The sequence below is a fragment of the Streptomyces sp. 12E genome (assembly GCF_055633275.1).
In genome coordinates, this window is sequence record NZ_JBVNCJ010000001.1 from 7,146,594 (window position 1) to 7,163,128 (window position 16,535).

The following is a 16,535-nucleotide window of genomic DNA, read 5'->3' on the forward strand; positions in this document are numbered from 1 at the left end:
GTGCTAGACGACCACCCTCGTGGCCTGCCGCTGACCCCGGGACAGTCGGGCATCTGGTTCGGCCAGCAACTGGCACCGCAGAGCCGCGCCTACAACCTCGGCGTCTACGTCGACATCGCCGGTCCGCTCGACCTCGCGCTGCTGGCCGAGGCGACGCGCCGCTTCCTCGACGAGGCCGACGGGTTCCGCGTCCGGATCGGGGAGCACGAGGGCGAACTGCGTCAGTGGGTCGAGCCGACCGGCGCGTGGGAACAGCTCTTCGTCGACGTGTCGGCCGAGGCCGACCCCGAGGCCGCGGCACACGCCTGGATGAAGGCTGACATGGCGCGCCCGCGCCTCCTGGGCCAGCCGCCGAACCTCACGAGCGCGGTGATCCGCGTCGCCGGGCAGCGCCACTGGTGGTACTCGGGCATCCACCACCTGATCAGCGACGGGTTCGGCGCCGGGATCGCCGTACGGCGCGCGGCGGACCTCTACACCGCGCTCGCCGAGGGGCGCGACCCCGAGGGGGGCGCCCTGCGGCCGCTCCGGGAACTGCTGGACGAGCAGGCGGCCTACCGGGCCTCGGACGACTTCCGCGCCGACCGGGCGTACTGGCTGGAGCGGATGGCCGGCCGGCCCGTACCGGCCGGGCTGGTGGAGCGCGCTGCTCCGCCCACCGCCCCGGTGCACCGGCGGACCTCATGGCTGAGCCCCGCGACCGAGTCGGGGATGCGGAAGGTCGCGCGCAGCGGCCGGTCGAGCTGGCCGGCCGCCTTCGTCGCGGGCGTCACCGCCTATCTGCACCGGATGACCGGGGCCGACGACCTGGTGTTGGGCTTCCCGGTCACCGCGCGCGTCGGTTCCGTCGCGGAGGCCGCCCCCGGCATGGTGTCCAACGTCGTCCCGCTGCGCCTGAGCGTGGACCCCGGCCTGACGTACGGCGAGCTGACCGCCCGGGTCGCGGCCGAGATGAAGAGCGCGGTGCGGCACCAGCGCTATCCGGAGGCGGACCTCGCCCGCGACCTCGGTCTCTCCGCGGGGGGCCGGATCTACGGGCCGGTCGTCAACGTCATGCCGTTCGGCCAGGACTTCACCTTCGGCGGCCTCCACGGCACCCTGCGCAGTCTGGCCGTGGGACCGGTGGCCGACCTGTCGGTCGCCTGCTACGGCGGGCGTCCGGGACGGCGCGGCACGATCGAGGTCGTCGTCGACGGGAACCCCGAGTTGTACTCGGCCGGTGAACTGTCCGGACACCACGAGCGGTTCCTGCGACTGCTGGAGCGGCTCACCGCGGGGGACGACGCCGCCGCGCGGCCGATCGGCCACGGCGACCTGCTCGACGAGGACGAGCGCCGGCGCGTGCTGGGCGGCTGGTCCGGTGGCGTCGGGGCCGCCGGCGATGTCGCCCCCGCCGGGGAGAGCGACCCGTGGCGGCTGGTCGCGGCGCAGGCGGCCCGCACTCCGGACGCCGTCGCGGTGACCGCCGGGGGAACGTCCCTGACATACGGCGGACTGGTCGGCCGGGCGGCCCGGCTGGCCGACGTCCTGGCCGCTCACGGAGTGGGGCCGGAGGACCGCGTGGCGCTGGCGCTGCCACGCTCGGTGGACCTGGTGACCGGTGTGCTGGCCTGCCTGCGTGCCGGCGCCGCCTATCTGCCGCTGGACCTGTCGCACCCGGTGGAGCGGCTGGAGCTCATGGTGGCCGGGGCGCGGCCGGCCGTGGTCCTGACGACGGCCGAACTGGCCGGGCGGGTGCCGCGGGGCCCGCGGCGCGTGCTGACCGACGGGCCGTGGGACGCCGCCCCCGTCGACGCCCGTAGCCGTGCTCACGCTCCCGCGCCGCCTGCCGCGGTGCCCGGTGCGGCCGCGGCGTACGTCATCTTCACCTCGGGGTCGACCGGACGGCCCAAGGGCGTGGTCGTCCCCCGGTCGGCCCTCGCCAACCTGCTGCTGGACATGGCCGGGCGGACCGGCCTCGGCGGCGGCGACCGCCTGCTCGCCGTGACCACACCGGGCTTCGACATCGCCAACCTCGAACTGCTCGCGCCCTTGGTGGCCGGTGCCGCGGTGGTGGTGGCCGGACCCGACGAGACACGTGACCCGGCACGGCTGCGGCGACTGCTGCTGACCAAGGGCGTCTCGGTGATGCAGGCGACGCCGAGCCTGTGGCAGGCGGTGTCCGCGGAGGTCGCCCCCGTCCTCGGCGGCGTCCGGGTCCTCGTCGGCGGTGAGGCGCTGCCGGCCGCACTGGCGAGTGAACTCGTCGCGTCCGCCGCGTCGGTGACCAACGTCTACGGACCCACGGAGACGACGGTCTGGTCGACCGCGGCCGACCTGTCGGCCGAGGACACCGAAGCGGCGACGGTCACCATCGGACGGCCGATCGCCGGCACCGCGGTGTACGTGCTGGACGGGGCGGCGCACCCCGTGCCGCCCGGTGCGGTGGGCGAGCTGTACATCGCCGGCGCCGGACTGGCGCGCGGGTACGAGGGGCGGCCCGGCCTGACGGCCGAGCGCTTCGTGGCCGATCCCTTCGGCGCGCCCGGCACCCGCATGTACCGGACCGGCGACCTCGTCCGGTGGACGCGGGACGGCCGGCTCGCCTACGTGGGCCGGGCGGACCAACAGGTCAAGGTGCGCGGACACCGCATCGAACCGGGCGAGATCGAGGCCGCGCTCGCGCGGCAGCCGGGCGTGGACCGTGCCGCGGTGGTGCTCCGCGAGGACACGCCGGGCCGGCGGCAGCTCACGGCGTACCTCGTCCCGGGCACGGAGCCGGCGGCGGACGGACACGAGCTGGCCGCGGCGCTGGCGCGGAGTCTCCCCCCGTACATGGTGCCCGCCGCCTTCGTGACCCTCCCGGAGCTGCCCCTGACGGCGAACGGCAAGCTCGACCGGGCCGCGCTGCCCGCGCCGACGGTGGCCGTCCGCGGGGCCGGCCGGACGCCGCGGAACCCGGTCGAGGAGACCCTCCGCCGGCTCTGCGCCGATCTGCTCGACGCACCGGACGCGGGCATCGACGACGACTTCTTCGCCCTGGGCGGCGACAGCGTCTCGGCGATGCGCCTGGTCGCCGCCGCACGCCGCGAGGGACTGATCCTCGCCCTGCGCGACGTGTTCGAGCACCCGACCGTGGCGGACCTCGCCGGCCGCACGGCCGTGCGGGAGGACGCCGCGGGCGACGCCCCCTCGGTACCGGATCCCTCGGGCGCCGCCCTGTTCACCGAGGCGGAACTCCGGCGTCTGCGCGCCCGCTACCCGAGGCTCTCCGACGCCCTGCCCCTGACCCCCGTGCAACAGGGCCTGCTGTTCCAGTCCCTGCACGACGCGCAGGCCGCCGGGGACGACGACTACACCGTGCAGCTCGGCTTCACGGTCGAGGGCCCGCTGGACGGGCACCGGCTGCGCGCGGCCTGGCGCGCCCTGCTGCGCCGGCACCCCGTCCTGCGCTCCGCGTTCGTCGCCGACGCCGCCGACGCACCGGCACAGGTGGTGCTCGACGACGTCGTGCTGCCCTGGCGCGACGTGGACCTCACACGGCCGCCCTCCGACACCGACGACCGGGAGCGGGACCGGCGGCTGCGGCAGGTCGCCGCCGAGGAACGGGCCGGACGCTTCGACCTGTCACGCCCCCCACTGCTGCGGATCGCCCTGGTGCGGCTCGCCCCCGAGCGGCACACCGTGCTCTTCACCCACCACCACATGCTGCTCGACGGCTGGTCGCTGCCCCTGCTGGGCCGTGAGCTGTTCGCGCTGTACCACGACGAGCCCCTGCCGCCGGTGTCCCCGCCACGCGCGTACCTGTCCTGGCTCGGACGGCAGGACCGTGACGCGGCCCGCGCCGAGTGGAGCGCCCTGCTCGACGGGCTCGACGCACCGACGCTCCTCGTGCCGGACACCGCCGGAGCGGCGGGACCGGCGCAGGGCCGGCACACCGTCGGCCTGCCGGCCCGCACCGCCGACGCCCTGCGGGACCTGGCCGCCGCGCACGGCCTCACCCTCAACACCGTCGTCCAGGGCGCCTGGGCCCTCCTCCTGGCCGGGCTGACCGGGCGCGACGACGTCGTGTTCGGCACCACGGTCGCCAGCCGCCCCGCCGAGATCGACGGGGCCGAGTCCATGATCGGGCTGTTCGTCGACACCGTCCCCGTGCGCGTGCGGCTGCGTCCGGCGGACGACCTGCTCGGCGTCCTGCGCGGGATGCAGCGCCGGCAGTCGCGCCTCACGGCCGCCGCGCACCTGGGCCTGCCGGACATCACCCGCCCCACCGGGCTCGACCGGCTCTTCGACACCGTCCTGACCTTCGAGAACTTCCCCGTCGACCCGGCTGCCTTCCGGCCGGGACCCGGCCTCGGCATCACCGATCCGCACGTCCACGCGGGCACCCACTACGCGCTGACCCTGCTGGTGGTGCCGGAGAGCGACGGGCTCAGCCTGCGGTTCGGCTACCGGACCGGCGCCTTCTCGCCGGAGGACGTCGCCCTCGTCGGCGAACGGCTGGTGCGGCTGCTCCAGGGGGCGGTCGCCGACCCCACCCGGACCGTCGGCTCCGTCGACGTGCTCCTCCCCGAGGAGCGGCGGCGGGCGCTGACGGAGTGGAACGACACCGCCGTGCCGGTGCCGCCCGTCACCGTGCCCGAGCTGGTCGCGGCGCGGGCGGCGGCCACACCCGACGCGACCGCCGTGGTGTACGGGGACGGCGGGGACGGCACCGAGGAGCTGACGTACGCGCAGTTCGACGCCCGGGTGGCGGCGCTCGCGGCGCTGCTGCGCGAGCGCGGGGCCGTGCCCGAGACCCGCGTGGCCGTCGCCGTGCCACGTTCGGCGGACCTGCTCGTCGCCGTCCACGCCGTGCTGCGCGCGGGCGCGGTGTACGTGCCGGTGGACCCGGACCTGCCGGCCGAGCGGATCGGGCTGCTGCTGGACGACGCGGCCCCGGTCTGCGTCCTCACCACGCGCGGCCTCGTCGAGAGGTTCCCCCGTCCGGGCGGCCCGGACACGGTCCTCCTCGGGGAGGGCGAGCCCGCCGGTGACGGTGGAGCCCTGTCCTCGCCGGTCCCCGTGGCGCCCGGCTCGGCCGCGTACATGATCTTCACTTCGGGCTCGACCGGCCGTCCGAAGGGCGTCGTCGTCTCCCACGAGGCCATCGCCAACCGGGTGCTGGGCATGCAGCGGGAGTTCGCCCTGACCGCCGACGACCGGGTGCTGCACAAGACGCCCGTCGGGTTCGACGTGTCCGTGTGGGAGCTGCTGTGGCCGCTGACCGCGGGAGCCGCGGTGGTCGTGGCACGCCCCGGTGGACACCGCGACCCGGAGTACCTGGCGGCGGCCATGGAGACCCACCGGGTGACGACGGTGCACTTCGTCCCGTCCATGCTCCGGGTGTTCCTCGACTCCCTCGACGGGCCCGCCGCGGCCGTGACGGGAGCCGGGCTGCGGCGCGTGATCTGCAGCGGCGAGGCGCTCGAGGCCGAACTCGCCGACACCTGCCTCCGCATCCTCGGCGTTCCGCTGTTCAACCTCTACGGACCGACCGAGGCGGCCATCGACGTCACCCGGTGGAGCTGCGTCCCCGCCCGGACGGGCGCCGCGGTGTCCGCCGGGACGGGTACGGTCCCCATCGGCGGTCCGGTGGACAACACCCGGGTCTACGTGCTCGACGCGGCGCTCCGGCCGGTCGCCCCGGGCGTCGCGGGCGAGCTGTACCTGGCGGGACGCCAGCTCGCCCGCGGTTACCCGGCCCTGCCCGGGACGACCGCGCTCCGCTTCGTGGCCGATCCTTTCGGCCCCGCGGGCAGCCGCATGTACCGCACCGGCGACCTGGCGCGGTGGCGCGGCGACGGCACGCTGGAGTACCTGGGCCGGACCGACCACCAGATCAAGATCCGGGGCGTGCGCGCCGAACCCGCCGAGATCGAGGCCGTGCTCGCCGGGCACCCGGTGGTGAGCCGGGCCGCGGTGGTCGTCCGGGAGGACGAGCCGGGCCGACGGCAGCTCACCGCCTATGTGGTGCCGGCCCTCCACGGGCGCGACCCGGACGCGTCCGGGGCCGAACGGGCGCAGGTGCGGGAGTGGAACGCCGTCTGGGAGTCGGTCTACGCGCCCGCCGCCCAGGAACCGTCCGCCACCGGCGGATCCACCGCCTTCGGCGACGACTTCTCCAGCTGGAACAGCAGCTACGACGGCCGGCCCCTCCCGCACCGGGAGATGAGCCGCTGGCGCGACGCGACCGTGGAGCGGATCCGCGCCCTGCGTCCCGTACGCCTGCTGGAGATCGGAGTCGGCGCGGGCCTGCTGCTGTCGCGGCTCGCAGGGGACACCGAGGCCTACTGGGCGACCGACTTCTCCGCCGGGGTGATCGGCACGCTGCGCGACCGGCTGCCCGGCCACCTCGCCGGGCGCGTCACCCTGCGGCACCAGGCGGCGGACGACACCGGGGGCCTGCCCACCGGGTTCTTCGACACCGTCGTGCTGAACTCGGTGGTCCAGTACTTCCCGGACGCGGACCACCTGGACCGGGTGGTCCGCGCCGTCGTGCCGCTGCTGGCACCCGGCGGGCGGATCTTCGTCGGTGACGTACGGGACCTGCGGGCCGCCCGCGTCTTCGAGACGGAGAAGCACCTGCTCCGGCTCCCTCCGGGCCGACACACCGGCACCGCGGCGCTGCGCCGGTCCGTGGGCCGGGCCCTGCTGAACGAGAACGAGCTCCTCGTCGACCCCGCCTGGTTCACCGGACGGACCGGTCCCGACGGCCCCTTCACCGCCGCGGACGTCCAGGTGAAGCGGGGCGGGTACCGCAACGAACTGAGCCGCTACCGCTACGACGTCGTGCTGCACACGGCCCCGGAGGCCGCGGCGGCTCCGGCCGACGGCCACGACGCCGGCGACGGAACGGACCTGGACGGACTGCGGCACACCCTGTCCACGGCCCGCCCGGCACGACTGCGCGTGTCGGGACTCCCCGACGACCGCACCGCCCGGCAGGTCCTGGCGGCCCGGCGACTTGACGAGGGTGCCGAACCCGCCCGTGCCGCGCGCCTCCTCGCGGACGACGTCCCGGTGCCCGGCGCGGTGGACCCCGAGGACCTGTACGCCCTCGCCGAGGAACTGGGCTACCACGTGGCCGTGGCGCCTTCGGCGACCGGCCCCGGCGCGGTGGACGCCGTCTTCCGGCGCACGGACGCCCCGGACTCCCCGGCCGGCGAAGCGCTGTGCGCCCACCGTCCCGCGACGGAACCCGTCCCGGCCCGGGCACGGCGCACCAACGATCCGGGCCTCGCCCGCAGGCTCGCCGCGCTCCCGGCCGAACTGCGGACCCTGGCCGAACGGACCCTGCCCGAGGCCCTCGTGCCCGCCGCCTTCGTGGTACTCCCGGAGCTGCCGCTCACCGCGAGCGGCAAACTGGACCGCGCCGCCCTGCCGGCGCCGGACTTCGCGGCCGCACCGGACAGCCGGGCGCCGCGCGACGCGACCGAGCAGGCCCTGTGCACCGCCTTCGCCCGGCTGCTGGGCGTCCCGCACGTGGGCATCGACGACAGTTTCTTCGTCCTGGGCGGCGACAGCGTGCTGGCGATGCGGCTGGTGGGCGCCGCACGCCGGGCGGGAATCGGCCTGGCCGTCCGGGACGTCTTCGCGCACCCCACCGTCGCGGCCCTCGCCTCCGTGGCGCGGGACCCCGAGGACCCCGAGGACCCCGAGGACACCGACGCCGCCGAACCGTCGGGAGTGGCACTCGGGGAGTCCCTGCTGCCGATACCGGCGCCGGTGCGCGAGCGGCTGACCGCCCCGTACCCGGGCCCGGCGAACATGCCGGTCCTCCCGCTGACACCGCTGCAGGAAGGACTGCTCTTCGAGTCCCTGGCCGCCGCGCGGGCCGGGGAGGACGGCAGGACCCGGGTGGACGACTACACCGTCCAGCTGTCGCTCACGCTGGACGGCCCCCTCGACCCGGCCAGGATGCGCACCGCCTGGACCCGCCTGCTGGCCCGGCACGGCAGCCTGCGGGCCGCCTTCGTGCACGACGCGGAGGCGGGCCCGGTGCAGATCGTCTCCGGCGAGGCGGCACCGCCCTGGCGTGAGACGGACCTGTCCACGGCCGACGGGCCGGAGCGGGAGGCGCGGCTCGCCGGGCTGCGGACCGCGGAGCGGCAGACCCCGTTCGACCCGGCACGGCCGCCGCTGCTGCGTGTGGCGCTGGCCCGGCTGTCCCCGCACCGGCACACGATGATCGTGACCTACCACCACATCCTGCTCGACGGCTGGTCGCAGCCGCTGCTGCTGAACGAACTGCTGACCGCCTACGCCGAGCCGGACTCCCTCCCTCCGGCGCCCCAGTTCGAGCGGTACCTGTCCTGGCTCGCCCGCCAGGACAAGGACGCGGCACGGCGGGCGTGGCGGCAGGCGCTCGACGGCGCCGAACCGTCCCTCGTGGCGCCGGTGACCCGCAGCCGGGCGGACGACGGCACCGGCGGTCCGGCGCACGAGCCGGGGCACGGGACCGTGGAGCGCCTGCTGTCCCCGGACCTGACCTCCCGCCTGACCGCGCACTGCCGCCGCCACGGCCTGACACCGGCCACCCTGGTGCAGGGCGCGTGGGCCACCCTGATCGGCGCGCTGACGGGCCGCGACGACGTCGTCCTCGACGCCCCGCACGCGGGCCGCCCGGCCGACGTCGAGGACGTGGAGTCCGTCATCGGTCTGTTCATCAGCACCGTCCCGGTCCGGGTGCGCCTCGACCCGGTGCGGCCGATGGCCGCCGTCCTGCGCCGACTGCAGGACGAGCAGTCCCGTCTCGCCGCACACCAGCACCTCGGACTGCCGGAGATCCTGCGGCAGTCCGGCGCCGGAGCGCTCGCCGACACGATGGTGGTGTTCCTCAACTTTCCGCTGGACCCGGCCGTGTTCCGGTCGGCGGACGGCATCCGTGTCTCCGCCGTCGACGGCGGAGTGGCCACGAGCTACCCGCTGCGGCTGCTCGCCACCCCCGGCGAGCGACTGCACCTCACCCTCGGTTACCACACCTCCGCCTACGACCGGACCGCCGCCGAAGCGCTCATGGAGCGGCTGGTGCGCCTCTTCGAGGAACTCGGCGACGGCCTGGACCGGCCCGCGGGCCGCGCCGGAGTCCTCACCCCGCGCGAACGCGGCCGTCTGCTGACCGCCTGGCAGGGAGCACAGGACGAGGCCGCGGCGGCCGGCACCGTCACCGGCGTCCTCGAGGACCGGGCGGCCACCGCCCCCGACGCCCCGGCGGTCCTCTTCGAGGACGAACGGCTCACCCATCGCGAACTGCACGCCCGCGCCAACCGCCTCGCCCGCCTGCTCATCGCCCGGGGCGCCGGGCCCGAACGGACCGTCGCCGTCGCGGTGCCCCGCTCCCCGGACCTGGTGGTGGCCCTGCTGGCGGTCCTCAAGGCCGGCGCGGCCTACCTCCCGGTGGACCCCGGTTACCCGGCGGACCGCATCGCGTACATGCTCGACGACGCCAGGCCGGTGACGGTGCTGACCACCTCCGGGGCAGCCGCGTCGCTCCCCGAGGACGTCCGCCCCGGCGTCGTGCGGCTCGACGGCCCTGACACCGGACGCGCGCTGCGCGCCCTGCCGGACGGCGACCCCGTCGACGACGAGCGCACCGCGCCGCTGAGGCCCGGTCACCCGGCCTACGTCATCCACACCTCGGGTTCCACCGGGCGGCCCAAGGCGGTCGTGGTGCCGCACCGGGGGGTCACCGCCTACTTCTCGTACCTGACGTCCGGGATCGCCCGGCTCGGCCCCGACGACGCCGTGCTCAACCTGGCCTCCGTCTCCTTCGACCCCTCGGTGCGCGACATCCTCGGCACCCTGGCCGCCGGCGGGCGCGTCGTCATGGTCCCGTCCGCCGAGGCCAACGACGCACGCGCCCTCGTCCGGGCCGTGCGCCGCCACCGGGTCACCGTGCTCCTCTCCGCCGTGCCGTCCCTGCTGACCGCCCTGAACGAGGAGGCGGCACAGCTGCCCGTCGGCGAACGCCCCTCCCCGCGGCTGGTGATGACCTGCGGCGAAGCGCTCACCGAAAGCCACCTCCAGCGGACGGCCGCCCTCGGGGACCCGCTGGTCGTCAACCAGTACGGGCCCACCGAAGCGACCATGAGCAGCACCTTCCAGGCGGTGGGCGAGCCCGGGGCCCGGCTGTCCGGCGGGCGCTTCCTGATCGGCCGCCCCCGCCCGGGCGTCCGTGCCTACGTGCTGGACCACCGGCTGCGCCTGGTCCCCGCCGGAACGCCCGGCGAGCTCTACCTGGCCGGCCCCGGCGTCACCCGGGGGTACGCGGGCCGCCCCGGCGCGTCCGCCGAGCGCTTCCTCGCCGACCCGTACGGCGGGCCCGGCACCCGGATGTACCGCACCGGCGACCTGGCCCGCTGGACCGCGGACGGCCGCCTGGACCACCTCGGCCGCGCCGACCACCAGGTCAAGGTGCGCGGCCACCGCGTCGAACTCGGCGAGATCGAGGCGGTCCTGGAGAGCCATGAGGCGGTCGCCCGCGCCGTCGCGGACGCACGCCGGGACACGCCCGAGGGCGACCTCCGACTGGTGGCCTACGTCGTCCCGGAGACCGGAACAGGAACAGGACCCGAGGACGTCCCGGCCCCGGCCGGGCTGCGCCGCCACGCCGCAGCCGGCCTGCCCGGCTACATGGTGCCCTCCGCGTTCGTCGTCCTGGACCGGCTGCCGCTCACCCCCAACGGCAAGGTGGACCGCCGCGCCCTGCCGGCCCCCGGCGCCGCGGACGGTTCCGCGGCGGACGGCGGCCGCGAGGCGCGCACACCGCTCGAGGAAGTGCTGTGCGGCCTGTACGCACGGCTCCTCGGCGCCGACCGGATCGGCATCGACGACAGCTTCTTCGACCTGGGCGGGCACTCGCTGCTCGCCACCCGCCTCGTCGCCCACCTGCGCAGCGCGCTCGGCGCCGACCTGCCGGTCCGCGCCGTCTTCGAGGCCCCCACGGTCGCGGAACTCGCCGAACGCGTCACCACCGCCGCCGGCGCCCCGCCCCGGCCCCGGCCCGCCGCCGGCGTCAGGCCCGACGAGATCCCGCTGTCCTCCGCCCAGCGCCGCCTGTGGTTCCTGCACCGGTTCGCCGAGGGCGCCGCGGACGGCTACCACATGCGGGTGGTGCTGCGGCTGCGCGGCCCCCTCGACCTCCCCGCGCTGCGCGCCGCGCTCGCCGACCTGACCACCCGTCACGAGGCGCTGCGCACCGTCTTCCCCGACGTCGACGGCCGCCCCCGCCAGGAGATCCTGGACGCCGGCGACGAGCGGACCCGCCCGGAACCGGAGGCGGTCCGCGTCACGGAGGCGGACCTGACCGCCGAGCTGGAGCGGACCGTCCGCCGGCCCTTCGACCTGGCCGCCGAGATCCCGCTGCGGGCGGCCCTGTTCGAACTGGGGGAGGACGACCACGTCCTGGCCCTGGTGCTGCACCACATCGCCGCCGACGGCTGGTCGTTCGGACCGCTGGCGGCCGACCTGTCCACCGCCTACCGCAGCCGTACGCGAGGGCGGGCGCCCGACTGGGCCCCGCTGCCCGTCCAGTACGCCGACTACAGCCTGTGGCAGCGCGACCTGCTCGCCGACGACGGCGCGGACGGGGCCGCGGCCCGTCAGCTCGCGCACTGGCGGCAGAGGCTCGCGGACCTGCCGGACCGCATCGACCTGCCCGTGGACCCCATCGCCGCCGCGCCCGGTGACACCACCGGCACCGCACCCGGCGGCTCGTACCTCTTCCGCATCCCCGCACCGCTCCACGCCCGCCTGGCGGAGCTGGCCCGCGAGCACTCCGCCACCGTCTTCATGACGCTCCAGGCCGCCCTCGCCGCGCTGCTGACCCGCCTCGGCGCCGGTACGGACATCCCGCTCGGCACGGCCGTGGCCGGGCGCGACGACGAGGTGCTGGAGGACCTCGTCGGCTGTTTCGTCAACACGCTCGTCCTGCGCACCGACACCGGCGGCGACCCGGACTTCCGCGAGCTGCTGCGGCGGGTGCGGGAGACCGACCTCACCGCCTACGCCCACCAGGACGTGCCCTTCGAGCGTCTCGTCGACCACCTGGGCGTGACCCGTTCCCTGGACCGCAACCCGCTGTTCCAGGTGATGCTGGCCGCCCAGCCCGAGCTCACCCGCGACGCCGTCGAGCTCCCCGGCCTCACCGTCGAGCCGATCCGCGTCGGCGCCGCCACCGCCCGCTTCGACCTCTCCTTCAACCTGGCGGAACACCGCACCCCCGAGGGCGCTCCGGACGGTATCGACTGCCGTGTCGAGTACCGCGCGGACCGCTTCACCTCCGCGACGGTACGGCTCCTCGCCCGGCGCTGGACCCGGCTCCTGGAGTCCTTCGCCGACGACCCGGACCTCACCGTGACCCGGGCCGCCACCACCGCCGACGACGAACGCCGACGCGTACTCACCGACTGGAACGACACCGCCATGCACGTCCCGCCCGCCACCGTGCCCGAACTCCTCACCGACCGCGCCGCGCGCACTCCGCACGCCGAGGCCGTCGTCTGCGGCGCCGACCGGCTCACCTACGCGCAGCTGGACACCCGCGTCGACGCCCTCGCCCGCCGCCTGCGCGCGCTCGGGGCCAGGCCGGAGCGCCGCGTCGCGGTGCTCGTCCCGCGCTCGGCCGGCCTGCCCGTGGCCCTGCACGCGGTCCTGCGCACCGGTGCCGCGTACGTGCCCGTGGACCCCGGCCTCCCGGCCGGGCGCATCGCCCTGCTGCTCGCCGACACCGACCCGGTGTGCGTGGTGACCACCCGGGAGACGCGCGACCTGCTGCCCCCCGCCGTGCGGACCCCGGTCCTGCCGCTCGACGGGACGCCCGGACCGCAGGACGCCTCCGGGCCCGCCGCCGGGTTCGCGGCGCCGCACCCCGACAGCACCGCCTACGTCATCCACACCTCCGGCTCGACCGGGCGCCCCAAGGGCGTCGCCGTCCCGCACCGGGCCGTCGTCAACCGTCTGTGGGGCATGCAGGAGCAGTACGGCCTCCGGTCCGACGACCGGGTGCTGCACAAGGCCTCCGCCGGCTTCGACGTCTCCGTGTGGGAGCTGTTCTGGCCGGTGCTCGCCGGCGCGGCCGTGGTGATCGCCGAGCCCGAGGCGCACCGTGACCCCGCCCGGCTCGCCGGGCTGATACGGGACCGGTCCGTCACCACCGCGCACTTCGTGCCCACCGTCCTGCGCGCCTTCCTGGACCAGCCGGCCGCCGCCGGCTGCACCGGGCTGCGCCGGGTGTTCTCCGGCGGCGAGGCCCTGCCCGCCGGCCTCGTACGGCGCTTCCACGACGTGCTCGGCGCCTCGGGCGTGGCACTGTTCAACCAGTACGGTCCCACCGAGGCCACCGTCGACGTCACCTGGTGGCGCTGCCCCGCCGACCCCGAGGGCCCGCCGCCCCTCGGCCGGCCGGTCGCCAACACCCGCCTGTACGTCCTCGACGCGGCCCTGGAGCCGGTGCCGCCGGGCGCCCCCGGCGAGCTGTGGATCGCCGGTGCCCAGCTGGCCCGCGGCTACCTGGGCCGCCCCGGCGCCACGGCGGAGAGCTTCGTCGCCGACCCCTTCGGCCCGCCCGGCGCCCGGATGTACCGCAGCGGCGACCTCGCCCGCTGGACGGACAGCGGCGAACTGGAGTACCTGGGCCGCGTCGACGACCAGGTCAAGATCGGCGGCGTGCGCGTCGAGCCGGGCGAGGCCGAGGCCGCGCTCGGCGAGCAGGAGGGCGTGGGCGCCGCCGCGGTCGTGGCCCACGACGCACCCTCCGGCGGCCGGCGCCTGGTCGGCTACGTCGTGCCCGAGCGGGGCCGCTCCCTGGACGGCGGGCAGGTGCGCCGCCGGGCCGCCGACACCCTGCCCGAGTACCTGGTCCCCGCCGAGATCATGGTGCTCGAAGCCCTCCCCGTCACCCCCAACGGCAAGCTGGACCGCGCGGCCCTGCCCGTGCCCGCACCCGCCGGCACGGCGGACGGAGGACGCACGCCGGGCACCCCGGCAGAGGAGACCCTCCGCGGCATCTTCGCCGAACTGCTCGGCGTCGACGCCGGGAGCGTGGGCGCGGACGACGGGTTCTTCGCGCTGGGCGGGGACAGCATCATGTCGATCCAGTTGGTCAGCCGGGCGCGGCGGGCCGGACTCGTCCTCACCCCGCGCGACGTCTTCACCCACCAGACGGTGGCCCGACTCGCGCGGATCAGCGGGCGCGCGGACGACCGGCCGGCCGCCCGCGCCGAGGACGACGGGACCGGACCCGTCGAACTCACCCCGATCGTCCACCGGTTGCGCGAGCGCCGCGGACCCGTCGACGCCTTCCAGCAGTCGGTGCTGCTCCGGGTGCCGGCCGGGCTGGGGGAGGAGCGGCTGACGGCGGCGGTGCGGGCGCTGCTGGACCACCACGACGCCCTGCGGCTGCGGCTGACCCGGACGGCGGGCGGACTGGTCTGGGCGCTGGAGGTGGCCGGGCGCGGGGCGGTGGACGCCGCCGGGTGCGTGCGCCGGGTGTCCCTGGCCGGTGCCGACGTGGCGGGGGAGGCGAGGGCTGCGGTGGCGCGGCTGGCGCCGGAGTCGGGCGTGATGGTGCAGGTGGTGTGGTTCGACGCGGGTTCCAAGGAGCCGGGCCGGCTGCTGCTGGTGGTGCACCACCTGGCGGTGGACGGGGTGTCGTGGCGCATTCTGGTGCCGGACCTGCGGCAGGCGTGGGAGTCGGTGGCGGCGGGCGAGCCGGTGTGCCTGGACCCGGTGGGCACGTCGTTCCGGCGCTGGGCGGGCCTGCTCGGCGAGCGGGCGCAGGATCCGGCCCTGCTGGAGGAACTCCCGTACTGGACCGACACGTTCGCGGCCCCGGAGCCGCCGCTCGGTTCCCGACCGCTGAACCCCGTACAGGACACGGTGGGCACGGCACGGCGGCTGACGGTGACGTTGCCGGGGACGTACACGGGTCCGTTGCTGTCGTCGGTCCCGGCGGCGTTCCACGGTGGGGTCGACGACGTGCTGCTGGGGGCGCTGGCCCTGGCGGTGCGCCAGTGGCGCGCGGCGCGGGGCGTGGACGTCGGCGGTGGTGTGCTGGTCGACCTGGAGGGCCACGGCCGCGACACCGACCGGCCGGACGTGGACCTGTCCCGCACGGTGGGCTGGTTCACCCGCGTCCACCCCGTACGGCTCGACGTCACGGGCGACGATCCCGTGGACGCCGCCAAGCAGGCCAAGGAGCAGCTCGGCCGGGTGCCGGGCCGGGGCTCCGGCCACGGCCTGCTGCGCTACCTCAACCCGCAGACGGCCCCGCTCCTGACGCACTGCGCCCGGCCGCAGATCGGCTTCAACTACCTCGGCCGCACGACCGCGTCGTCGTCCACGTCGCAGAGCGGCGACTGGACGGTGGCCGACGACGCGCACGCACTGGACGCCGGCGCCGATCCGGCCACCCCACTGCTGCACGCGCTCGACGTCAACGCGGTCGCGGTCGACGGCGCGGACGGTCCGGTGCTGTCGGCGACGTTCGCGTGGGCGGGCGGTCTGCTCGACGAGGCGGAGGTGCGGGAGCTGGCCGAGCGGTGGCTGCGGGCCCTGGAGACCCTGGCGGGCACGGGCGCGGAGAAAGGCGGCCACACGCCGTCCGACTTCCCGCTCGTACCGTCCCTGACCCAGGAGCAGGTGGAGTCCCTCGAGGCCGCGTACCCCGGCCTGGAGGACGTCCTCCCGCTCTCCCCGCTCCAGGAGGGCCTGCACTTCCACGCCGTCTACGACGGCGGCGAGAGCGACGTCTACACCCCGCAGCTCTGCCTGGACCTCGAAGGCCCGCTCGACGCCGACGCCCTCAGGACCGCCTGCACGGCGCTGCTGGCCCGCCACGCCAACCTGCGGGCCGCGTTCGTCCACGACCTCACGGACACCCCCGTCCAGGTGATCGCCCGCACCCCCGCACTCCCGTGGCGGACGGCCGACCTGAGCGGCCTGCCCGACACCGAGCGGGCCGCGGAGAGCGACCGGATCGCGGACGCGGAACTCGCCGAACGCTTCGACCCGGCGCGCCCGCCCCTGCTGCGGGCCGCGCTGCTCCGCCTCGGCGACAAGCGCCACCGGCTGGTCCTGACGCACCACCACATCCTCCTGGACGGCTGGTCGGTGCCCGTCCTGGCCCGGGACCTGTTCGCCCTGTACGCGGCCGGGGGACCGGCGGCCACGCTGCCTCGGGTCACCCCCTACGGCGACTACCTGCGCTGGCTGGCCGCGCAGGACCGTGACGAGGCACACGCCGCCTGGACCCGGGCCCTGGACGGGGTGGACGAGCCCACGCTCGTCGCCCCCGCCGCCTCCGACCGGACGGCGCCGGCCGCGCGCCCCGGACGGGTGCACCCCGAACTGCCCGAGGACCTCGCCACCCGCCTCGTCACGTGGGCCAGGTCCCGCGGGCTCACCGTCAACACCGTCCTCCAGGGCGCCTGGGCGCTGCTGCTGTCCCGGCTGACCGGCCGCGACGACGTGGTCTTCGGCACGACGGTGTCCGGCCGGCCGCCGGAGGTGTCCGG

At 76.2% G+C, this 16,535-nt stretch carries 1 protein-coding gene (only partly in view); it reads left to right on the forward strand.

Annotated elements, in window-relative coordinates; all coding sequences use genetic code 11:
- Positions 1–16,535, forward strand: the 5' portion of a protein-coding gene (locus ACZ8ZB_RS32900; RefSeq protein WP_470741214.1) for a non-ribosomal peptide synthase/polyketide synthase. The gene runs 12,319 nt beyond the window's last position; 16,535 of the gene's 28,854 nt are visible here — the first part of the coding sequence; the start codon lies at positions 1–3; the stop codon falls past the right edge of the window.